This window comes from Methylocystis sp. Uni0008 (assembly GCF_056838045.1).
In genome coordinates, this window is the sequence record NZ_JBXEJH010000004.1 from 14,386 (window position 1) to 28,025 (window position 13,640).

At 59.9% G+C, this 13,640-nt stretch carries 17 protein-coding genes and 1 pseudogene; 10 read left to right on the top strand and 8 right to left on the bottom strand.

Annotated elements, in window-relative coordinates; all coding sequences use genetic code 11:
• Positions 1 to 268 precede the first annotated feature (268 nt).
• Complete coding sequence (locus tag AC0X69_RS22800) at positions 269 to 544, bottom strand: hypothetical protein (RefSeq protein WP_482614123.1); 276 nt, start codon at positions 542 to 544, stop codon at positions 269 to 271.
• A gap of 61 nt (positions 545 to 605) precedes the next feature.
• Here AC0X69_RS22800 and AC0X69_RS22805 point away from each other — a divergent pair, with 61 nt between their 5' ends.
• Both AC0X69_RS22805 and AC0X69_RS22810 read left to right on the top strand, forming a co-directional pair.
• Positions 606 to 863: a hypothetical protein gene (locus AC0X69_RS22805; protein ID WP_482614124.1), complete on the top strand. Its 258-nt coding sequence runs from the start codon at positions 606 to 608 to the stop codon at positions 861 to 863.
• Between the two features lie 15 nt (positions 864 to 878).
• Positions 879 to 1,997, top strand: a pseudogene (locus tag AC0X69_RS22810) (ISKra4 family transposase); the annotation flags it as partial.
• Positions 1,998 to 2,397: 400 nt separating this feature from the next.
• On the opposite strand, the gene AC0X69_RS22815 reads toward AC0X69_RS22810, so the two are convergent.
• Positions 2,398 to 2,736 (bottom strand): hypothetical protein, encoded by a 339-nt coding sequence (locus AC0X69_RS22815; RefSeq protein ID WP_482614125.1) that lies wholly within the window; start codon positions 2,734 to 2,736, stop codon positions 2,398 to 2,400.
• Between the two features lie 500 nt (positions 2,737 to 3,236).
• Entirely contained in the window at positions 3,237 to 4,322 is a 1,086-nt protein-coding gene (locus AC0X69_RS22820) for an acyltransferase family protein (RefSeq protein ID WP_482614126.1), read from the bottom strand.
• Positions 4,323 to 4,639: 317 nt separating this feature from the next.
• Here AC0X69_RS22820 and AC0X69_RS22825 point away from each other — a divergent pair, with 317 nt between their 5' ends.
• Together AC0X69_RS22825 and AC0X69_RS22830 are read left to right on the top strand one after the other, a co-directional pair.
• The gene (locus AC0X69_RS22825; RefSeq protein ID WP_124740233.1) at positions 4,640 to 4,990 is read left to right on the top strand and encodes a single-stranded DNA-binding protein; all 351 of its coding nucleotides are present in this window, start codon (positions 4,640 to 4,642) and stop codon (positions 4,988 to 4,990) included.
• Positions 4,991 to 5,938: 948 nt separating this feature from the next.
• Positions 5,939 to 6,211, top strand: a complete 273-nt coding sequence (locus tag AC0X69_RS22830; RefSeq protein WP_482614127.1) for a DNA -binding domain-containing protein — start codon at positions 5,939 to 5,941, stop codon at positions 6,209 to 6,211.
• 24 nt (positions 6,212 to 6,235) lie between these two features.
• Here the strand turns inward: AC0X69_RS22830 and AC0X69_RS22835 are convergent, their stop codons facing one another.
• Positions 6,236 to 6,418 carry a hypothetical protein gene (locus AC0X69_RS22835; protein ID WP_482614128.1) on the bottom strand — a complete coding sequence of 61 codons (183 nt, stop codon included), beginning with the start codon at positions 6,416 to 6,418 and terminating at the stop codon, positions 6,236 to 6,238.
• Between the two features lie 720 nt (positions 6,419 to 7,138).
• Here AC0X69_RS22835 and AC0X69_RS22840 point away from each other — a divergent pair.
• Positions 7,139 to 7,516 (top strand): single-stranded DNA-binding protein, encoded by a 378-nt coding sequence (locus AC0X69_RS22840; RefSeq protein ID WP_482614129.1) that lies wholly within the window; start codon positions 7,139 to 7,141, stop codon positions 7,514 to 7,516.
• Between the two features lie 237 nt (positions 7,517 to 7,753).
• Here the strand turns inward: AC0X69_RS22840 and AC0X69_RS22845 are convergent, their stop codons facing one another.
• Both AC0X69_RS22845 and AC0X69_RS22850 read right to left on the bottom strand, forming a co-directional pair.
• Positions 7,754 to 8,347, bottom strand: a complete 594-nt coding sequence (locus AC0X69_RS22845) for a hypothetical protein (RefSeq protein WP_482614131.1) — start codon at positions 8,345 to 8,347, stop codon at positions 7,754 to 7,756.
• Between the two features lie 153 nt (positions 8,348 to 8,500).
• Positions 8,501 to 8,698, bottom strand: a complete 198-nt coding sequence (locus tag AC0X69_RS22850; RefSeq protein WP_170162611.1) for a hypothetical protein — start codon at positions 8,696 to 8,698, stop codon at positions 8,501 to 8,503.
• On the opposite strand from AC0X69_RS22850, the gene AC0X69_RS22855 reads away from it, so the two are divergent.
• From AC0X69_RS22855 to AC0X69_RS22875, 5 genes are all read left to right on the top strand, one after another.
• The gene (locus tag AC0X69_RS22855; protein ID WP_482614178.1) at positions 8,697 to 9,842 is read left to right on the top strand and encodes a DNA cytosine methyltransferase; all 1,146 of its coding nucleotides are present in this window, start codon (positions 8,697 to 8,699) and stop codon (positions 9,840 to 9,842) included. The genes AC0X69_RS22850 and AC0X69_RS22855 overlap by 2 nt on opposite strands.
• Complete coding sequence (locus AC0X69_RS22860) at positions 9,839 to 10,696, top strand: hypothetical protein (RefSeq protein ID WP_482614133.1); 858 nt, start codon at positions 9,839 to 9,841, stop codon at positions 10,694 to 10,696. Before AC0X69_RS22855 ends, AC0X69_RS22860 begins: the two co-directional genes overlap by 4 nt.
• Positions 10,689 to 11,423, top strand: a complete 735-nt coding sequence (locus AC0X69_RS22865) for a GIY-YIG nuclease family protein (protein ID WP_482614135.1) — start codon at positions 10,689 to 10,691, stop codon at positions 11,421 to 11,423. The genes AC0X69_RS22860 and AC0X69_RS22865 overlap by 8 nt, the downstream gene beginning before the upstream one ends.
• Before the next feature lie 138 nt (positions 11,424 to 11,561).
• Positions 11,562 to 11,717 carry a hypothetical protein gene (locus AC0X69_RS22870; RefSeq protein ID WP_164479465.1) on the top strand — a complete coding sequence of 52 codons (156 nt, stop codon included), beginning with the start codon at positions 11,562 to 11,564 and terminating at the stop codon, positions 11,715 to 11,717.
• Positions 11,714 to 12,439 carry a phospholipase D-like domain-containing protein gene (locus tag AC0X69_RS22875; protein WP_482614136.1) on the top strand — a complete coding sequence of 242 codons (726 nt, stop codon included), beginning with the start codon at positions 11,714 to 11,716 and terminating at the stop codon, positions 12,437 to 12,439. The genes AC0X69_RS22870 and AC0X69_RS22875 overlap by 4 nt, the downstream gene beginning before the upstream one ends.
• Before the next feature lie 85 nt (positions 12,440 to 12,524).
• Here AC0X69_RS22875 and AC0X69_RS22880 read toward each other — a convergent pair whose 3' ends face one another.
• Together AC0X69_RS22880 and AC0X69_RS22885 are read right to left on the bottom strand one after the other, a co-directional pair.
• Positions 12,525 to 12,941 (bottom strand): hypothetical protein, encoded by a 417-nt coding sequence (locus tag AC0X69_RS22880; protein WP_482614138.1) that lies wholly within the window; start codon positions 12,939 to 12,941, stop codon positions 12,525 to 12,527.
• 4 nt (positions 12,942 to 12,945) lie between these two features.
• Positions 12,946 to 13,632 (bottom strand): nucleotide-binding protein, encoded by a 687-nt coding sequence (locus AC0X69_RS22885; protein ID WP_482614140.1) that lies wholly within the window; start codon positions 13,630 to 13,632, stop codon positions 12,946 to 12,948.
• Between the last annotated feature and the right edge of the window lie 8 nt (positions 13,633 to 13,640).

Consider the following 13,640-nt stretch of genomic DNA (forward strand, 5'->3'; position numbering starts at 1 on the left):
TTGAAATGATCGATTGCCGGACAAATGATTGGAGGGCGTGCAGGCGCTAGGGGGCTTGATGAACGACGCCACGCGCAATCAACTGTTCGAGCGCCTGACGAGCCACGCTCGTCCTCGCCGGCTCACCGCCGACGCCAAAAGCCCGGCGCCGAATGCTCAATGGCGTTAATTGTCTCTTCTGCCGCAGGAGCTTACGGTGGTATCTCAAGCTGCCAGCGACTGTGTCCCAAGCTTCTGGGGTCGATCAATGGAGACCGAAACGCAAGCCTCAATGCAGAACCTCCGAGCTCACGTCGAACAGCTGGCTGGCGAGATCGGCGAGCGCAATGTTCACCATTCCCGAGGGCTGCAGGCGGCGGCGTACATCGAGCGTCAATGGGAACAGCAGGGCTATGTTGTCGAGCGATTGGCATACGAAGTTTCGGGAGTTCGCTGCCTCAATCTTGAGATAACGCGCAGCGGCGGCGCGCGGCAGCCAGAAATCCTTTTGATGGGCGCACACTACGACACGGTCATGGGCAGTCCCGGTGTCGAGAGCATGCAAGGTTGTGGGGAGTATGTAAATTTTCGAGGGTTAAGATCGCCTCTTTGGGAAAGGCGAGCCTATGCAAAAGCTGGTTTGGCGGGTGAAGCTTGTCGCGGACTTTGGGGACGAAGCGGCGGAAACCGAGGTCGAGGTGGCCCGGATCGAAAGAGACGAGTTCACTGTCCCGGAAACGCTTGGTCTGTCGCTTGGCGAAGGGAAACGTCTTACCGCTGCTATTCAAACGGAAATGGTCCGCGCGCAGGCGACGACGATGGGCGAGCGCTTCCGGTGCTGTGCACATTGCGGATCGACCTTGTCGAGCAAAGGGTACAGATAGGTCACCTTTCGATCCCTCTTCGGCGACGTGCCGCTTCGAGTTCGTCGGTTCACGAACTGCCAATGCTGCCGCGAAGTCGCGGATGAACCGAGAAGTTTTTCGGCGTTGACGCTTGAACGCGGCATAGCGCCCGAACTCGCCTACGTCACCGCCAAATTCGCCGCGCTTGCGCCGTTTGCCAAGGTGGCGGATCTGCTCGCGGAGTTGCTGCCCATCGGCGGCGCCGTCAATGCCGGTACGGTGCGTAATCGAACCCGCCGTGTCGGCGAGCATATCGCGCGACTGCGTCCCGAGGGAGTGGCGGATCCCGACATTGACGCAGTGACCCCCGCAGTCGTGATCGGCCTTGATGGAGGCTATCTGCGCAGCCGGCATCGTCGTCCCGAGCGGAATTTCGAAGTGCTAACGGGCAAGGTGCTCAATGTCGATGGATCGCAGCATCGCTTCGCCTTTGCTCGCAACGGCAATTCTGCGAGCGAATTTGCCGATGCGATTGTGAGCGCGGGCGTCCGTCTCGGCACGCCGGCGACGGTGCTTTGCGACGGCGACCCTGGACTGTGGAAGTTGCAGCGTCAGGTCATGCCAGAGTCGACTCTCATCCTCGACTGGTTCCATATCGCCATGCGTTTTGAACACGCTTTGCAGGCGGCGCGCGGCCTTGGCGCCGGCACTCTCAGCGACTACCTCCAAGGCCATCCAATCCGCGAACTCGAGAGCGCCAAGTGGAGACTCTGGCACGGCCGCTCCAGCGCATGTCTTGGGCGCTTGGCGCGACTGATGCATTGGTTTGACGCCGCTCATGTCAGAGACGTCAAAGGCGCCGCCGCGGTCCGGCGACACATCAACGATCTGATTGAATATCTCTACGCCAATGAACTTGCGCTCGTGAACTACGGACGGCGACACCGCGATCGGCTGCCGATTTCAACCGCATTTGTGGAAAGCGCAGTTAATGAAATCCTATCAAAGCGCATGATCAAGAAGCAGCAGATGCGATGGAATAGGTGGACTGTGCAGCCCTTTCTTGACGTGCGTGTTGCCGTTCTCAACAAGACCCTCGCCGGCTCGTTCAGGCGGCTCTATCCAGACTTCGAACCAGACAATGAAAATCACCCAATGCGGCTCTCAGCGTGACGAACCCCACGACTTTGCATGCTCCCATGGCCGAGAGGAAAACGGGCACGACTGCCGCTTGAAATCAGGCCAACCGGCTTCCACAGCCAAATTTCTTTTGCATAAGACAAAGCTATCGCCCCACACCTGTCGAGACAAATCTGTTTCAGAAATCCATGTCGACCCACTATTTCACCACTGTGACCGGACGTTCGATAGGCGGCAAACGCGAAAATCCGCGGCTCGTGGCGGGCGCCAAAAGCATCAATTCTTCAGCGGCGATCACCAGCGCCGAGATTGGATCACCATCCCGTCAGGGCAAGCCAACGCTCGACCAACTCGGCTATTGGCGCTGGCAACGGTTCGCCGCCATCGTGCTGAATCGTCCAGCCTCGTTTCGTTTCGTTTTCCATATCACCCCTCAGCCGAGCAATTCGCGCGGCACGGCGCGTCCGTCCGGGCCGACGACAACTTCAAAATGTTCGGCGTCGATCGCGTTTTGTGCGGCGTAAATCTCTGCGACGTAGATGATCATCGACGCCGGCCAGTCGGCGCGCGTCGGCCGTTCCGTGAGTGTGAATACCGCGTCGTCAACTTCGAAAAGTCCCGTGCTGTTGCATGCGTCCATCACATCTTCGACGCCCTCAAGATAGGAACTGGCGAGCGATCTTGACCAGTGATGTCGGAGAATCAGCGAATGCGACGCGTTGCGGTCGAGGTGATCGATTTCATCGAAGACGTAGCCTCGGATCGCCGTCATGGCGCTCGGATCGAGCGTGTAAGTGGTGCGTTGAGGTGCTGGTGCGTTGTCCTCGCGCGCACGCTTCACGGCCTTCCGCGAAATGCGAAAAATTCTTGGAAAATAAAGCCGCAACGGTGCGCACCAGATGCGTCCGTGCTTTATCGTTCTCTTGCGTAAGCCTGCGTTTTGCCGCATCGCCTGCTTTCCACCGTCCCCCAATCCGCGTGATAGTCGGAAGCGCAAGCGTTACATATGGTTAAGGCGATAATTCGGCGTTTGTACGATGTCCGAGGCGTTGTCGTCGTTACGGAGCAAGCGAGTCGCGGCGCTCGGACTTTTCAAGGGTTAATTTTGCAACAACGTTCAGCAAGCGCCATGTGCCATGTCGACGCCGGATGAACCGACTGCGGAGAACCTGAATGGAATGTGCGTGATACTCGCCACCGCCGTCTGCACTACGCGAGCGCCGCTAGCACTGCGGCAAGCAGAACGGTCGCTTTCACGTCGACCATGCCTGACTAAACGCGAATCGATTTTCGGTCTGCCGCCTGTGATTGGTAGTGAGTAGATGCGATGCGCGCGCTCCAGACCCGGCCGAGCTGCGCCGCCGGCCGCACGATTGCGAACTCGATCACTATCGTCGCGGCGGCGATCGCGGCCAGAGCACCAAGGACGGCGGCCGGTACGCCGATCCTCGCGGCATCCGATTCCGCCGCGACGCCGATCAGCGGCAGGTGGATGAGATAGACGGAGAACGACGCCCGGCCGACTCTGCGCACGGCCTCGCCAACATGGCTCCCGATGGGCGTTCCTTTAAGACTTCCCAGAACAACGCCGGCGCTGACCAGCGCGACAAGCGCCCTCGCCAACCCCGAGAAGGGGCCAATTGCAATTCGTGCCATCATGGACGCGACCAGTATCCACCATGCAGCCATGCCGGCGGACACAGGCGGCGCCTTCACCAGCCAGGTGGCGCGCCGCCGCACCTCGCTGGCGAGCGCCGCGCCAAGCAGGAGCGCTTCCGGACGCAGCGCCCATAGCAGGGAGCCGTGCGGGCGGGGAATGAGCGCGAGCAGCAGAATGGTTGCAGTCGCCGCGTAGAGCGGCGCGCGCCCCCGCGCGAACAGCAACGCCGGCGCCAGGAGATAGAATTGCGCTTCGCTCGCCAGCGACCAGAAATGAGAGGCCGCGAGCGCATCGCCGCAGCTGGGCGCGACGTCGCATCGCGCCCAATGGACGTTTGCGACGAACGCCGCCGCCGTCCAAAGATCAGCGGCGCTCGATGCGGGATGTTCAAGATTAGCCATTGCGAGCGCCGTGAGGATCGCCCATGCCGGAAGCGCGATCCGGGTCAGCCGGCGCGCATAGAAGGCTGCCATGGCGCGCGTGAAACCGCTGGCCGTATCGGTCAGATCGGCGAGATTCTGGAAAATCAGAAAACCTGAAATCACAAAGAACAGATCGACGCCGACACTGAGATCAGGAAGGTTGAGCCAGAACGCGACGGCCGATTGCGACCCGAAGGCGAGTGCGAAATGCGACAGCATCACAGCGCCGATCGCCAGGGCCCTCAATTCGTCGAGCATATCAACCCGTTCCGTCAAACGGCTGCGTTCCTCTCAGCGTTGTTGCGTGCAGTGTTTGGGCCGAGCCCATATCGACCGAGCCTCGTCATATCTGCGCTCGGCGGCGACTTCGCCGTCAGCGACCTTGAGGACGTGTCGAGGAAGCGCCTTCGTGTTTCACCTCCGCGCAGGCGAAGCGCACGACACATGCCGCCGCAAGGCTCTATGTTAAGGCCTAAACCCTATTCGAGACAATCTTACTATCGCCATTCTTCTAATAAAATGCTAGCCAGCGCGCGCGGTATTTCCACCCCTGGAATCGGGTGGCGATCGTTTCGCATGATTGGAGAGAAGCAATGAGAACAACCAATCTTTTCATTCTACGAGGCTATGTCGGGCAAGAGCCGAAGGCGTTCGATGATGGCAAAATCGCGAAGGTCAGCGTGGCGACGAATCGTAGTTGGACCGACAGGAAATCGCGCGAACGCGTCGAAAAGACGGACTGGGTTACGGTCACTCTGCTGAACGAGCGCGACGCGGCTTTCGTGTTGAAGAACGTCAGAAAGGGCGCGCCGATCTACGCCGAATGTCGCGTTGCCGAAACGTCCTATGAGAAGGACGGCAAGACGATTTACGGCGTGGACGTGGTCGCCAATGTGTTCGACGTCTTGAGCCGCGCCGATAGCGACGAAGAGGACGCCGCGTAATCAGCTGTCGCTGACACGCCCGGCATCCAGACGACCTCGAACGGGGAGCGCTTGGAGATTGTGTTGCGCGCCACAAGCCATTCCATTGAGCGCGGTCGCGCAGCGCCTGCAAAGAGCAAGAACTTCGAAAAGTGCATCGAACAAAGCGTCGCTGGTATTCTTCGCCAAACGCTTGGCTCTCAGGTGCAGAAGCGGGATTGATCATTGTTTATCAAGACCTTCGCAAATTCCTGCGACGAGATACGCCTGCATGATTGTGTGCGCGTATTTCAAGCGCTATCCGTGTAGGCTCGACTACGGGGCTGATCACAGCGCCCGTTTTTCGGGCTCGCACTGGCCTCGTGTCGGCGCGCGCCGTCGCTATGCTCACTCGGACCAGAGGTCGCAATTTTTCCGAAAAGCGGGCCGGGCAATAGCCCTTTGGCGTCGCTACGCTCGCGTCGGGACTATGGCCCCTTCTTGCGCTCGCCTTGCGAGCCTCTATGGGGCGCGACCGCGCCGTCTTTAGCTAACAACGCGTAGCGACGGACTTCTGAATGGACGGATTTTCCGGCTTTCGAATTCGTCGACGGCGCGACGACCGCAAGGACGCGCTACTCCTCCTAAGTTGCAAGCCGCAGGCTCGAACAATGAATGTACCGGACGTGATCAACACCAATTCCATCTCTCGTTCCCATTCGCTTAAACCACCGCGAGATCGCCAGTCCGTCACGCCATCCACTTTGGCGCTTTATCGCGGCTCGATTCCAGAACGCGAAAGGCGTCACGTGTTAGTCACGATGGACGCCCCGACCAACTGCGCGTTCCGTTGCAGAGCGTCGCGAGCGGGGCTGATCCTCGCACGGCGCACCCTGAATGCCGTCACATATCGGCGCTATCGGCTACCTTGCGGCTGCAATCGTACGGGGAGCGATCCAAGCGTAGGCTGCGTATCGAAGGAGGCCAACCATGATTCCCAATCAATCCGACACGGTCGCAGACGCAGCGCCAACGACGCTCGAGCTGACCGATTACGATATCTCGCATATGATCGTTTATCTGCGCCTGCTCGATGCGGCGCGTGACGGCGCTGGCTGGGAAGAGGCGAGCCGAATCGTCCTCAAGATCGATCCCGACGTCGACCGTGAACGCGCGCGGCGCGTCTATCACAGCCATTACGCCCGCGCACGATGGATGACGCAGCAGGGCTATAAGGAGCTGCTGAAAATGCCGAATTCGTGACGACAATTGGGATGCGCGCCGGGGCTAACGCTTGACTCGCTTTTTCGTATGCTCGGCGCGCGGCGCATCCCAGTAGAAGCTTCGGCCGCCAAGCGCTCCCGTGAACCGTTCGCCATCGCCGTAAAGCGTGAAAACAACAGTCGTGTTGGGCGCCGCCAGTTCGAGGCGGCGTTGCTCCCGATCATAGCGTATAATGCGCGCCGTCATCGTTTCACCTTCTCTATCGGCGTCGGCTAAAACAATCTCGTTCATCGCAACACTATGCCTAAGATCGACCAATATTTGGATAGCCGCCCCCCCCCCGCGTCGCGGACAAAGCGCAACGTCGCCCATTCTTCGACTGCGTGCAACAGGCGCATTCCGCGGCGACATGGCTTCGTCTCTTCCTCCTCACTTACGCTTCGGATGCGCCGCGCCCAAAGCCGCTCGACTGTTTGCGCGGCGTGAGGGTCTTCACTCAATAGGCGCTGGGCTTCTCATAATCGGCCCATTTGAACTGCTTGCCTTGGCATCATTGATACGGCCACACGGGATCGATCATCGGCAAGCCTACTTGTGGCGTTACGCGATGGTGTGAGAACGAAGGGGGCCGCGCCTCGGGGACAATTCGACGGACCTGATTGTGTGCCGAACGCAGCACAGATCTCACTTGCCACGTCGGGCCTTCGCCCGTTGCTCTTTACTGGCTTGTCTAGCGCCGGCGAAGCCACGTCGGCGCCTGCGCCGAAGAATTTTCCCCTTGCCGCTATGCGGCAATTCCTCGCGCACGGGCGCGGCGCGCCCTCCAAAATTCTCCGTCGCGGCCGGCGCGCGGCGCTTTGCTTGCCCGCTGCGGCCCTTACGGCCTTGCGGCTCTGTGGTCTCCTTACCCCGGCGCTTTCAGACCGCCATCGCAACGGGCCGAGGCCCAACGATAGGAGAGAGAAAATGTCGCAGCTCAACACGCACATTCAGGTGGGCCGGGTCGGTCAGCTCAAGGAAGTCGGCGCCAATCTCGTCGTCACCGTCTGCTCGAACAACCCCTACAAGAACGGCAGCGGCGAGTGGATCGACAATCCCGAGTGGATCGAACATACGATTTTTGCCCGGCAGGACTCGCGCATCAAATGGGCCCGCGAAAAACTCGAATCCGGCGACCTGGTTCAGGTCACCTCGCGCCCGAAGCAGACCGAATGGAAGGCGTCTAACGGCGAGCGCCGGTTCGGCTACACTTTCGCGGTGGAGGACATTCAGCGCCTCGCCGACAAGCCGGTTAAGAAGGCGGAAGCGCCCGCCGCCAAGCCGCAGGGCAAGAAGGCCCGCTGACCGTCGCCGAGGGGCCGCGCGCGGCCCCTCGTTCACAAGCGGTCATCAGAGCGCTCGTCGCGGCGGTCAACGGACGGCGCCCGAGCCTGGCGCGCATTGATCGGCGCGGCGATTCGCTCGCCGCAAGAAGCTCTTGCGCCACGACTGCACGAGCTGTCGCTATCAGGTTGGCGCGGAGTGTCGCCCCCCTTGATCACGAGAAGAGCAAACGCTTCGCTGATCGCCGATATGCGTTCATCATCGGGTCTCTACTTCGCCAGCTGCGATTCTTTCCCAGGCGGTTTGCGCGAAACGGACGAGATCCATTTCTCCTTGGCCATAAATTTGCGCGAGTCCGCTTTCATCGCAGAGCAGCCCGACGTCGGCGGCCTCCGCGCAGCGCATGATTTCAGGGGCCAGGTCCTTCGGAAGAAAAAATGCAACATGAGGATAGCTCGCTGGGTGGCGTCCGCCAAACGCGCCTGCGTTGCAGCTGGACACGGGGATTGCGCCGTAGGCCGAAATCGCGATTGTCGCGGAGGCGACGCCGACATCCAGCCCCCAGAGTGCGGGTTCGTCGTCGAATGCGGTAACGCGCTCTTCTTCGAAGGCCGACATTTCCGCTTCGATGTCATCCGCCATCTTCAGTCGGTCAATCACTTTCGTCTCGATATCGAGGGCTGTGCGAACGACCCCCCAGCCGCAGCCGCGCAGATCGCAATAGGAGCGATTGCCAGCGAGCGCGCCATCCTCATCCGATTGTTCGAGTTCCTCGGGTGATATGTCGGCCAAGTCCGCGACATTCAGGTGGCGATGGATTTTTACGGGGAACGAGCGCGGAGCCCAACGCATGGAGGTCACCTGGAAACGAGAAATTTTAAAGTGAGATGGGCTCGAGATGCTCTCTCATTGGCTCGGATAATAGAGGGATTTCGTAAGGAACATATATAGAACATACTGGACATGGCGCCATAAAGGCGCCAGCTTCGCTGCATGCTCGATTCTTCAAAAATTCAGGCGATTCGTCCGCTGGATCGCATCAATCTTCGGTTGTCGCCCGAGACCTTCGAGGCGATCGATCAAGCGCGGAGCGCGCGTCCCGGCAATGTCTCCAGGAACACCTGGATTGCCGAGGCCATCAAGGAAAAGCTTGAACGGGACGATGTTCTGGTCGACGACCAAGCCATTGAGCGGAAGCGTCATGCCTAATTTTTATGAGTTTTTTGCCGGTGGCGGGATGGCCCGGGCAGGGCTCGGGTCCGGTTGGACATGTCTGTTCGCGAATGATTTCGATCACAAAAAAGGTCTCGCCTATCAAGCCAACTGGGGTATGGGCGGAGAGCTCAAGGTCGGCGATGTTCGCCAGGTCACCGTGGATGCGTTGTCAGGATACGCAGACCTGATTTGGGGGTCGTTCCCCTGCCAGGATTTATCTTTGGCTGGGGGCGGAGCCGGGTTGAAGGGAGAGCGCTCTGGAACCTTCTATCCGTTCTGGGATATCATCACGGGGCTGATCGACGACAATCGCGCGCCGAAGATTATCGCGATCGAGAATGTTTGCGGCACGCTGACCTCCCACGGCGGACGAGATTTCGAAGCGATCTGCAAGACCTTTGGCGAAGCCGGATATCGATACGGCGCCTTGATCATCAACGCCTCTCTGTTCGTGCCGCAATCCCGGCCACGATTGTTTGTGATCGGCGTAAGAGACGATGTGACGATAGACCCGTCGCTCCTGTCGCCGGAGCCAATCGAGCCATTTCATACGCTGGGATTGCGCAGAGCTGTTGACGGCATTTCCTCCCGCGCCAGGAAGAAGATGCTGTGGTGGAATTTACCGACGCCGCCGCGTCGCAAGATTTCTTTCGCCGATATCATCGAAGAAAATCCTTCGAGCGTCGACTGGCATACCGCCGCTGAAACCAAGCAAATTTTGGCGATGATGTCGCCTGTCAACAAGGCGAAGGTTGAAGCCGCCAAGCGTTCGGGGCGTCGGATGGTGGGCGGGGTCTATAAGCGCACCCGCCTCGACGAAAATGGCGTCAAGGTCCAACGGGCGGAAATTCGGTTTGACGATGTCGCGGGATGTCTGCGGACGCCCGCAGGCGGTTCAAGCCGCCAGACGATCGTCGTCGTCGATGGAAACAAGATTCGTTCGCGCCTGATTTCGTCGCGGGAGACCGCCCGATTAATGGGACTTGATGACGCGTATAGGCTGCCAAAAAATTACAACGAGGCTTACCATTTGACGGGCGACGGCGTTGCTGTCGATGTCGTTCGGCATCTGGCGCGCTATCTGCTCGAACCGCTTCTCGACGTCTGCGCTCAGGCGGAGAAGGCCGCGTGAGCGTTATTCCTTGCGAGCAGGACCCAAGCGTGCGCCAGCAGATCGCAGAATTTGCTGAAGTGCTCAAGACCCAAGCGCATAAGCTCGGCGACCACGGGCTTTCGGAGAAAGACTTCTACGCCTCGCCGATTTTCCGTGGCGCTATTCAACAGGTACGTGGAGAGTTTGCCGCAGCGATGCGAGGCAAGCGGGAGTTCGTCCAGAATGTTCTCAATCACATGGAGGATCGAGGCTTCATCGCGGGCTGGGACCGCGCCAAGCGCGGCCTGTTGCATGACTATGTTGTGACGCTAACAAGCGGTCGAACGGCAATCATCGACCTGAAAGGCTGTTTGGACGGCGACAACTCGAAAATTTTCGAGCGCCCGGAAGGCGCAGATGAATTTGTCATTTGGAGCCTGTGCGCCAATGTCGGCGCCGACCCGCGGCGCAACGCCTGGTCCGGGGTTCATACGCGCATAAGCGCTCAGATCATCGCGCGCAATCAGCGCGTCGATGGTCTCGTCATCTGGGATATGGTCTGCGGAACGATCGGACGCGCCTGTCCAAAGCTGTTGGACGAGAGCGATGCCAGAACGACCGTGATCGGTCCTTTCCGTGCGCCGCCGCCCCGCATCGATCTTTTCCCTTCTTCTATACCCTCTGCTGAGGCGCCGAAAGTCGGCGCGCAATCACTGATGAACGTCGAACTCCTCGCTGCATTCCATTCCTGCTTTGGAGGTCGCGACGACGAGATTAAGCATGTCAGCTTCGAAATCGCCTCGCTCGGCGATGAGACGATGCGGCGCACGACGATCGAACGGAGAGGCGTGGTGCAGCATTCCTCCGACATGACGACGATCCGACATGCCTAATCCGATCGAGCCCGCACCTCGTCGCGATCCCGATTTCATAAACTTTCCACCGTTCGAGACGGAGGATCTGCGAGCCAATCTGGCGAGGTTTCTCGATACGTCGTTCGAAGAGGCCGTGGGGCAGACTCGCCGTGTCGGGAATTACAAATGGGGCGTCTACGCCTTCTTCGATTATGACGGCGAACCGATCTATGTCGGGCAGACGAATGAGATGCTGCGCACGCGCATTCGTCGTCACCTGACCAATCAGCGCACTGATGCTGTTGCCATGTCAGTGCTTGACCCGTTCGAAGTGCTCGAAATCGAGGTGTGGCCGCTGCCACAATATCAGGAGACAAGTGGCAAGGATGCTGACGCGCGCAAGCACCTGGATGCTTTGGAGCGATTGATCACGCAGCGCGCGGTTGATCGGTCAGAGTTCAAAGCGATCCTGAACGAGAAGGATCCACCGCCTGGGTCGCTCGTCGTCGAAGCGCCCCGATCTTTGCGCGCGAGAATCGTTTCCGACCGCGTTTACGAGCTCCGATCACATCCCGATTTTCGGATTGCTCGAAGAGCGCTCATTATTTCGCGGCTTGCGCAGGTGATCTCCGAGCGAAAGGTCCAGGGTGGGTTACGACGCGTATTACTGACACAGGCCTTGCGCCTTCAGTGGTTGGCGTCGCGTCGCTATGACGCGCTGGGTGGCGCTGCGTCAGTTGAGCAAGAAGGCGATGAAGATGGTTGACCGCGTGCAGCGAAAATATTCTGGACGTCCGTGACAAATTTGAGCCTTCGTCCCGACTTGGCGCTCCCTGAACACGCCCACCATTGTGACTTCGTCGTGTTGAGACGGGTCGGGATCCGCTCCTCAAAGGATACGTCAATGGGTTGGCGAGGACAACAAAACCGAGAAGATGACGAGGAAGCGCGCTGGCGGCAGCTTCCATTCCGCGAGCGCTATAACTGGCGGGTTGTATTCACATCGATCGGCTCGGCCATCGTCGTCCTCATTTTTATCATCTGGAGCCAGTGGCAGTGATCCACCGGCGCTGGTTTCGGATCGTTGTTGGCGCTTCCCTCCTCTGCGGCATCGGCTCCTTGCCCGTGCGCGCCGGCGATGTGGAAATCCACTACGCGCCTGAGGAAAACCTTGAGCGCATCGACGTCGACCTGATCCGTTTGGCGCGCGTGAAGATCGACATGGCGGTCTACTCGCTCACGGACTGGGCCGTCGTCGACGCGTTGATCGAGGCGCGCCGGCGCGGGGTCGGCCTCCGCATCGTCCTAGACCCAAGCCAGCAGCACGCGCTCGACCGGCTTCGCCCCATTGCCGACGATGTCCGTATGAAACCAGCGGGCGCATACATGCACCTGAAGTCCTATGCGGTCGATGGGCGCCTTCTTCGGTCGGGGTCGGCCAACCTGTCGGCCTCCGGGCTCAAGCAGCAGGATAATGATCTCGTCGTTGTTCGCGACCTGTCTGCGGCGAAGTCCTTCGAGGCGCGCTTCCAGCAGCTATGGGACGTTTCCCGGCCGCTTCCCAACTCGGCCGCGTACGCCGAGCCGTCGTCAAAGGACGCGCCGACGCCGGCCAAGGACTGCGCCATCAAGGGCAACGTCAACCGCAAGGGAGAGAAAATCTTCCACGTACCCGGCAGTCGCGACTACGCCCGGGTCACCATCACGGGCGCCGAAGAACGCATGTTTTGCTCCGAGGCGGAAGCGACGGCGGCAGGCTGGAGACCGGCGGCGGGAAAGTAGCGACGATGTGCGGACTGGCCTCGGCCATCATCCCTGTCGCGTTCGCATCCCTGCAAACCGTTGTCGATGACATCCCGGGGGCCACTTACGGCGCCAGCGCACGCCCAATTGCAATTCCGGTGAGGACGAGGGCCGCGCCGACCGCCATCCCATAGATGAGCCACTGCGTCGTCTGCCGTCGCGCCACGTCGCGTGCCACATCTTGCGCCGCGAGCGCAACGGCGCGGGCGAGGTCGGCCTTGGCCTGTTCGACCCCGGCGCGCATTTGCGCATCCGCCGTCTCGCGCGTGCGCGTCATGATGGCAGCCGCCTCGGTGGCAATCGCCTTGGGGAACTGGCGATAGAGGCTGTCGTAATATTGAAGCGCGAAGATGACGAGCCACAGCGCGTCATTGTCGCGAAGCCCGAGAACTTCCTTCACACGACGAAGCTGTCGGCGTTCTGTTTCCGTCGCCGTCCGGCCGATCAGCTTTTCAAAGCCGGTCGCGTCGTGGGCTTCCATGCCATCAGCCATTCGGCAAGACCGCCGAAAAGACGCCATCGACCTGCGCGAGCCAACGTTTCAATTCGGCGCGATTGCCGATCGGCATATCGGCGAGCGCCTTTCGAATGCTGAGGCGCTTGCTGTAGAGGTCATCGCTCACACGGTCCGCCATATCTGGAAAGAGGATGCTCTTGCCGCCCCTCCCCTCGATCGCTTTGCGCGTCTTCGAGCCGTTATAGAGCTCGAACTTCTCATCCGCGCCGAAGTAGCCGTTCTTGACGACGTGAACGGTCGAATTGGGGATCGCTTCGAGAAAATCCTGCAATAGCTCCAAGGAGTCCCGTTGACGATTGACGACCCACAAGGTCACCAGGCGCCGCTTCAGTTCATCGAGGGTGCCGCTCAGCGTGACGCCGTAGGCCCCTACCCCCTGGTTGTTGCGCGCCGCCGTATTGACGATAATGGTCTTGTCCGCGTTTTCGTCACAGAGATTGACGAGTTGAATCCAGCCGTCGGCATCGTCCAGATTGACACCCTCGCACGGGATCTCTTTCTCATAGTTCTGCATGACGTCAGGATTTGACGTGTCGGCATCGACCAAGACAACCGCCTCGCCGCGCGCCGTGAGAAAATGGATGAGCGCCATTGTCACCATGGACTTGCCGACGCCGCCCTTGCTGCCGCCGACCATGTAAATCGCCTTATCCATTCGCCGAT